Source organism: Streptomyces sp. NPDC059994, from assembly GCF_042737755.1.
In the GTDB taxonomy this organism is placed as follows: Bacteria; Actinomycetota; Actinomycetes; order Streptomycetales; family Streptomycetaceae; genus Streptomyces.
Genome location: NZ_JBHWUR010000187.1, coordinates 1 through 7,676 on the forward strand (window position 1 = coordinate 1; position 7,676 = coordinate 7,676).

At 72.2% G+C, this 7,676-nt stretch carries 5 protein-coding genes; 1 reads left to right on the forward strand and 4 read right to left on the reverse strand.

What is annotated here, in order from left to right:
• Positions 1-43 precede the first annotated feature (43 nt).
• The 4 genes from ACFWA7_RS39150 to ACFWA7_RS39165 form a co-directional block, all read right to left on the reverse strand.
• The gene (locus tag ACFWA7_RS39150) at positions 44-1,474 is read right to left on the reverse strand and encodes a DUF2079 domain-containing protein (RefSeq protein WP_385827928.1); all 1,431 of its coding nucleotides are present in this window, start codon (positions 1,472-1,474) and stop codon (positions 44-46) included.
• A gap of 15 nt (positions 1,475-1,489) precedes the next feature.
• Positions 1,490-2,020 (reverse strand): hypothetical protein, encoded by a 531-nt coding sequence (locus ACFWA7_RS39155; RefSeq protein WP_385827931.1) that lies wholly within the window; start codon positions 2,018-2,020, stop codon positions 1,490-1,492.
• Positions 2,013-2,507 (reverse strand): SigE family RNA polymerase sigma factor, encoded by a 495-nt coding sequence (locus ACFWA7_RS39160; RefSeq protein ID WP_385550110.1) that lies wholly within the window; start codon positions 2,505-2,507, stop codon positions 2,013-2,015. The genes ACFWA7_RS39155 and ACFWA7_RS39160 overlap by 8 nt, the downstream gene beginning before the upstream one ends.
• 181 nt (positions 2,508-2,688) lie before the next feature.
• On the reverse strand, positions 2,689-3,816 hold the full coding sequence (locus ACFWA7_RS39165) for an acyltransferase family protein (protein WP_385550107.1): 1,128 nt from the start codon (positions 3,814-3,816) through the stop codon (positions 2,689-2,691).
• Positions 3,817-4,098: 282 nt separating this feature from the next.
• Between ACFWA7_RS39165 and mfd the strand changes: the two genes are divergently transcribed.
• Complete coding sequence (gene mfd / locus ACFWA7_RS39170; protein ID WP_385827933.1) at positions 4,099-7,656, forward strand: transcription-repair coupling factor; 3,558 nt, start codon at positions 4,099-4,101, stop codon at positions 7,654-7,656.
• The last annotated feature ends 20 nt before the right edge of the window (positions 7,657-7,676 follow it).

The following is a 7,676-nucleotide window of genomic DNA, read 5'->3' on the forward strand; positions in this document are numbered from 1 at the left end:
GTTCTTGCGAACTCCCCGGGGCCGCTTCCTATGTGGCGGCCTGCTACGGCTGCCGCTCAAGCAGTACGTATCCGTACGCCACGCCCGTGACCGCGTACCGGGTGCCCGGGTGGAGTTCGCGGGCGTACTCCAGCGGGTTCCCGGCCCAGCCCGAGACGTTGTCGAGCGCGATGTACTCGGGGACGACCCGGCGGGTGTCGCCGACCCAGAACACCCGGCAGCGGGAGGTGAGACGGGCGATCGGTCCGACGTCGGCCTCCACGGTCGCCCCGTCCGGGACGGTCGCCAGCATCCGTTCCCGCTCGGCCACTTCGGGGCTCCTGCGGTAGGTGGCGGACTCGGTGAGCGAGTACAGCGGCAGTGAGGTGGTCAGCGCGAGGGCGGCGGCGGCCGCGGCGCCGGGCAGCTGGCGGGCGTAGGTACGCAGCCAGGGGCGCGGGCTGCGGCGGCCGGTGTCCACGGCGTCGGCCAGGGCGAGCGCGAGGACGGGCATCAGCACGGCGCTGTAGTGCCAGTCGGTGGACCAGTAGTGGTCGTCGGAGGAGAGGAACCGCCAGCCCAGGGTCGGCACGGCGGCCAGGAACAGCGGGGAGCGCACCGCGAGCAGCCCGGTGGGGAGCAGCAGCCACAGCAGGGTGCGCAGCTTGGTGCCGGGGGCGGCGAAGGGTCCGGCGCCCGTGGTCTTGCCCCAGTAGTCGTACGCGCCGGTCGAGTTGAAGGCCGGTATCACCGCGGTGAGGGTGACCGCGACGGCCGCGATCCCGAACGCGGCGACGCCGAGCGCGTACGCGGCGGTGCGCGGCGAGTTCCGCCGGGCGCGCAGCGCGACGACGACCGCGACGGCCGCGAGGGTCAGCCCCAGGTCCTCCTTGACCAGCACCAGCGGCAGGGCCCAGCACAGCGCCGCCCGCCAGCGCCGGTCCAGTACGGCCTCCAGGGCGTAGGCGAGCAGCGGCACGGCGAAGCAGATCTCGTGGAAGTCGAAGTCGGCGGCGCGCTGGAGCCCCCAGGAGAGCCCGTACGCGACGCCGACCGCGAGCCCCGCGCCCCGGCCGAGGAGCCGGGCGGCGCCCCGGGTGACCGGCACCGCCGAGAGCGCGAACAGCGCCGCCTGGGCGACGAGCAGGGTGACGGGGGTCGGGAAGAGCCGGTAGAAGGGGGCGAGCAGCGCGGTGACGGGGCTGAAGTGGTCCCCGAGGATGTTCGCGCCCGGCCCCTTGAGGTCGGCGACGGGGGCGCGCAGATGGGCGTAGGCCCGGACCGCCTGCTCGAAGATCCCCAGGTCCCAGGAGAGCGTCTCCATCCGCCGGTACCGGAGCACGGAGACGGTCGCGTACGCGGCGAAGAGCGCGGCGGCCAGGAGGTACGGGTCGCGGGCGCCGGGCGCGCGGATGCGGCTCTTCGGTGCGGTGCCCTCCGGTATGAGGCCGGGCCGGACCCGTTCTTCGGGCAGCGCGAGTAGAGCTCCGTGCACGGTGAGGTCCTCGGGTCAGCGGATGCGGGACGGGGTGGCGGTGGGGGACAGCGGCGGGCTCGCGTGGTCGGTCGGGGTGGGCGAGCCGGCCTCCCCGGGGCCGCCGGGCAGGGCGCTGCCGGGCGAGCTCTCGGGAGGCGAGGGCGGCGGCACGCTCGACGAGGGGACCGCGCGGGACGCCGAGCCGGACCCGCCGGGCGAGGGGGTCCCGACGTCGGACGGGCTCCTCGACGGCGTCCCCGAGCCGTACGACGGCGACCCGGAGGGCGTGCCGGACGGGGTGGGCGGGTTGGCCGGAACCGTCGTCCCGGAGCCGCCCTGGATCTTGAGCGCGGCCACCGCGCCCGTACCGGCGACCAGGCACACGACACAGGCGGCGGTCGCCGCGAGGGTGCGGCGGCGGCGCCGCAGCCCGCGCTCGGCGACCCGCGCGGGCGGCTCCGGCACGATCCGGCGCCCGTTCTCGGCGGCGGCCCGCTTCAGCGCCCGGGCCAGGGCCGGATCGCCTTCGCGGCCGTCGGGGGAGCCATGGGGGATTTCAGACACCCTGTTCCTCCTCGGAGGTGAGGTGGGGCCGCAGCGCTGCGCGCGCCCGGGAGAGGTGCGTCTTCACCGTGCCGGTGGACAGGCCGGTCTCGGCGGCCACCTGCTCGACGGTGAGATCGCAGACGTAGTGCAGGACGGCCGCGCGCCGCTGGCGTTCGGAGAGCAGGCGCAGGGCGTCGACGAGGGCGACGGAGGACGGGTCGGGGCCGCGCGCGGCTTCGGGGCGGCCGCCGCTGTGCAGCTGCCAGGCCTCACCGGCCCGGCGGCGCCGGCGCCAGCGGCTCACCGCGAGCCGCCAGGCGACGGTGCGGATCCACGCCTCGGGCCCGGCCTCGCGCCGCAGTTTCGCGCGGCGGCCCCAGGCCCGTACGAACGCTTCCTGGACGACGTCCTGCGCCTCGTGGAGGTCGCCGGTCATCAGATAGACCTGGCCGACCAGATCCTTGACCGAGTGAGCGTAGAACTCCTCGAACTCGTCGTCGGTCAAGGCGGCTCCCGTCGGATGGACAGACCTGTCGGCGGACAGGTCTCACGGGATGTACGCCCGGCGGCGGCCTTTCGGTTGACAGGTCACCGCAAGAATTTTCGGACGGGTCTCAGGAAGGGACTCGGGACGGGTCGCGCAACGGGTCCCGGAAGGGGTCCCAGTACGGGTCCCCGAACCGGTCTCAGAGCTTCTGCAGGCCCTGCTTGAGCCGCTTGCCGAGCGGTCGCTCCACGTACCGGTGCACCAGCCAGGACACCGCGAGCATCAGCGCGATCACCCCGCTGACCAGCGGGACCGGCTTCACCTGGGGCGAGAGCGCGCCGATGATCTCCCAGCCGATGTACTCGTGGAGGAGGTAGAGCGGATACGTCAGCGCGCCCGCGTACGGCAGCCAGCGCCACTGTATCCAGGACAGCTTCCCGGTGGCGACCAGGCCCATCACCGCGAAGCACACCCCCACGATCACGGTGACCGGCCAGTCCGGCATCGGCTGGCTGAGGCGCTCCTGGGCGTGCTCCCAGGTGCGGCGGGCGGAAGGCAGGGAGGCGGCGGCGCAGAACAGGACGATGCCGGTGAGCATCAGGTTCGGCCGGAACCGGTACATCAGATAGAACGCGACACCCGCGATGAAGCACCAGCTGTTGTCCGGCATGACGATCATGCGGATCGTGCTGTCGTCGGACTGGTAGGCGAGCGCGCTGGCCACCGCCCAGGCGCAGCAGAAGAAGAGGACACGGCGGTAGGTCAGCCCCCGCCAGGCCACCACTGCGAACAGCAAATAGAACCGCAGTTCGGCAAAGAGGGTCCAGTAGACGCTGTCGACGCTCTCGACGCCCATCGGCTCCTGGAACATCGTGAGATTGGTGAGGACGTCGGAGAACGCCTGCGCCCTCAGCCCGTTCGGGACGGCCGTCACGACCACCGTGGTGGCGATGACCGCGAACCAGTACGCGGGGTAGAGCCGCACCACCCGCGAGACGAAGAACGACTGGAGCGGTTTGCCCCAGCTGCTCATGCAGATCACGAAGCCGCTGATGAGGAAGAAGAGCTGGACGCCGAGCCAGCCGTAGGCGGCGATCGGGTACGTGGCCGGAAATCTGGCCCGGGAGTCGGATTCCGGCCATCGTCCGGTGAGTGCCATGTAGTGGAACATGACGACCATGAGGGCCGCGAGGAGGCGCAGACCGTCGAGCGCGTAGATACGGCTCGGCCGGCTCCCCTCGACCGCGGGGCCGGTCCGCTGCGCGGCGCCGGTGCCGCTGAGCACCGGCTCGGGCTGAAGGAGCGCTGTCCGCGCCTGGTCGGGCATGTCGAGCGGGTTCCCCTCGGGCACTGATTTCAAGGCGTGGTCGCCGCGACGCCGCCGTCTTGCCAGGCGTTCGGCACGTCCGGGCGAGCCTATGGGGTTCCACAAGATTTGCAAAGGCTCACCCTTTGCTCAGGGGTACCGCCAAAGGGGTGATCCGGCCCACGTGCGCCCCTTGGCTTGCTTCCCGCGCGGCTGTCACACCCACGTCGTACGCTGGGAACCCCCGGCCCGTACGACGTGTCGGGTGGTTCGCGTTGCCCTCTCCCCGGGATGGATCCCTTCATGAGCCTGCACGGTCTGCTGGACGCGGTGGTACGAGACCCGGCGCTCGCCGAAGCGGTGAAGGCCGCCACCGACGGCCACCGGATGCATATCGACCTGGTCGGGCCGCCCGCCGCGCGGCCCTTCGCGGTGGCCGCGCTGGCCCGCGAGACCGGGCGCCCGGTGCTCGCGGTGACCGCGACCGGGCGCGAGGCGGAGGACCTGGCTGCGGCGCTGCGCTCCCTCCTGCCCCCGGACGAGGTGGCCGAGTATCCGTCCTGGGAGACGCTGCCGCACGAGCGCCTCTCGCCCCGCAGCGACACGGTGGGCCGCCGCCTCGCCGTACTGCGCAGGCTGGCGCACCCCCGGGACGACGACCCGGCGGCGGGCCCGGTCAGTGTGGTGGTCGCGCCGATCCGCTCGGTGCTCCAGCCCCAGGTCAAGGGGCTCGGGGAGCTGGAGCCCGTGGCGCTGCGGACCGGGCGGTCGGCGGATCTGAACGAGATCGTGGAGGGCCTGGCGGCGGCCGCGTACTCCCGGGTCGAACTGGTCGAGAAGCGCGGCGAGTTCGCGGTCCGCGGCGGCATCCTGGACGTCTTCCCGCCGACCGAGGAGCACCCGCTCCGGGTCGAGTTCTGGGGCGACGACGTCGAGGAGATCCGGTACTTCAAGATCGCGGACCAGCGGTCGCTCGAAGTCGCCGAGCACGGTCTGTGGGCGCCGCCCTGCCGTGAGCTGCTGCTCACCGACGAGGTGCGGAGCCGGGCCGCCGCGCTGGCCGAGGCGCACCCGGAGCTGGGCGAGCTGCTCGGCAAGATCGCGGAGGGGATCGCGGTCGAGGGCATGGAGTCGCTCGCACCGGTCCTGGTCGACGAGATGGAGCTGCTGCTCGACGTGCTGCCCAAGGGCGCGATGGCGGTCGTCTGCGACCCCGAGCGGGTGCGCACCCGGGCGACCGACCTGGTGGCGACCAGCCAGGAGTTCCTCCAGGCCTCCTGGGCGGCGACGGCCGGCGGCGGGGACGCCCCGATCGACGTCGGCGCGGCCTCGCTGTGGGGCCTCGCGGACGTCCGCGACCGGGCCCGCGAGCTCGGCATGATGTGGTGGTCGGTCTCGCCGTTCGCGGCCGACGACAGCGACCTGACGGTGACATCAGCCGATGACGCGGCGGGTGCAACGCTGAAGCTGGGCATGCACGCGCCGGAGACCTACCGGGGCGACACCCAGCGGGCGCTCGCGGACACCAAGCAGTGGCTCGCCGACGGCTGGCGCGCGGTGTACGTCACGGAGGCCCACGGCCCGGCGTCCCGGACCGTCGAGGTCCTCGGCGGCGAGGGCATCGCCGCGAGACTCGACGCGGATCTGGCCGAAATCAGTCCCTCGGTCGTCCATGTCGCCTGCGGCGCCGTCGAGCACGGGTTCATCGACCCGGCCCTGCGGCTCGCCGTGCTCACCGAGACCGATCTGACCGGGCAGCGCACGGCCAGCAAGGACATGGGCCGGATGCCGGCCCGCCGCCGCAAGACCATCGACCCGCTCACCCTCCAGGCCGGCGACTTCATCGTGCACGAGCAGCACGGCGTCGGCCGCTATCTGGAGATGGTCCAGCGGACCGTCCAGGGCGCCACCCGCGAGTATCTGCTCGTCGAGTACGCGCCCGCCAAGCGCGGCCAGCCCGGCGACCGGCTCTACATCCCCACCGACCAGCTGGAGCAGGTCACCAAGTACGTCGGCGGCGAGGCCCCGACGCTGCACCGGCTCGGCGGCGCCGACTGGACCAAGACCAAGCAGAAGGCCAAGAAGGCGGTCAAGGAGATCGCCGCCGACCTGATCAAGCTGTACTCGGCGCGGATGGCCGCCCCCGGCCACGCCTTCGGCCCGGACACCCCCTGGCAGCGCGAACTGGAGGACGCGTTCCCGTACGCGGAGACGCCCGACCAGCTCTCCACCATCGCCGAGGTCAAGGAGGACATGGAGAAGACGGTCCCGATGGACCGGCTGATCTGCGGCGACGTCGGCTACGGCAAGACGGAGATCGCGGTCCGCGCGGCCTTCAAAGCCGTCCAGGACGGCAAGCAGGTGGCGGTCCTGGTGCCCACCACGCTCCTGGTCCAGCAGCACTTCGGCACGTTCTCCGAGCGGTACGGGCAGTTCCCGGTCAATGTGAAGGCGCTGAGCCGCTTCCAGTCGGACACCGAGGCGAAGGCGACCCTGGAGGGGCTCAAGGACGGCGCCGTCGACCTCGTCATCGGCACCCACCGCCTCTTCTCCGCCGAGACCAAGTTCAAGGACCTCGGCCTGGTCATCGTCGACGAGGAGCAGCGCTTCGGCGTCGAGCACAAGGAGCAGCTGAAGAAGCTCCGCGCCAACGTCGACGTGCTGACCATGTCAGCCACGCCCATTCCCCGTACGTTGGAGATGGCGGTCACCGGCATCCGCGAGATGTCCACGATCACCACCCCGCCCGAGGAGCGCCACCCGGTGCTCACCTTCGTGGGGCCGTACGAGGAGAAGCAGATCGGCGCCGCGATCCGCCGCGAACTGCTGCGCGAGGGCCAGGTCTTCTACATCCACAACCGGGTCGAGTCCATCGACCGGGCGGCCGCCCGGCTGCGCGAGATCGTCCCCGAGGCGCGGATCGCCACGGCCCACGGCCAGATGGGCGAGAGCCAGCTGGAGCAGGTCGTCGTCGACTTCTGGGAGAAGAGGTTCGACGTGCTCGTCTCGACCACGATCGTCGAGTCCGGCATCGACATCTCCAACGCCAACACGCTGATCGTCGAGCGCGGCGACAACTTCGGCCTCTCCCAGCTCCACCAGCTGCGCGGCCGCGTCGGCCGGGGCCGCGAGCGCGGGTACGCGTACTTCCTCTACCCGCCGGAGAAGCCGCTCACCGAGACCGCCCACGAGCGCCTGGCGACCATCGCCCAGCACACGGAGATGGGCGCGGGCATGTACGTGGCGATGAAGGACCTGGAGATCCGCGGCGCCGGCAATCTGCTCGGCGGCGAGCAGTCAGGGCACATCGCGGGCGTCGGCTTCGACCTGTACATCCGGATGGTCGGCGAGGCCGTGGCCGACTACCGGGCCGCCGTCGAGGGCGGGGTGGAGGAGGAGCCGCCGCTGGAGGTCAAGATCGAGCTGCCGGTCGACGCGCACGTCCCGCACGACTACGCGCCGGGCGAGCGGCTGCGCCTCCAGGCCTACCGGGCGATCGCCTCGGCCAACTCCGAGGACGACGTCAGGGCGGTCCGCGAGGAGCTCACCGACCGGTACGGCAAGCTGCCCGAGCCGGTCGAGAACCTGCTGCTCGTGGCCGGACTGCGGATGCTGGCGCGGGCCTGCGGGGTCGGCGAGATCGTGCTCCAGGGCGCCAACATCCGGTTCGCCCCGGTGGAGCTGCGCGAGTCCCAGGAGCTGCGTCTGAAGCGGCTGTATCCGCGTACGGTCATCAAGGCGCCCACGCACCAGATCCTGGTGCCGCGCCCGACGGCGGGCAAGATCGGCGGCAAGCCGGTGGTGGGCCGCGAACTGCTGGCGTGGACGGGGGAGTTCCTCACCACGATCCTGGGGTCCTGACGAAGGAGGACGGGTGGGCC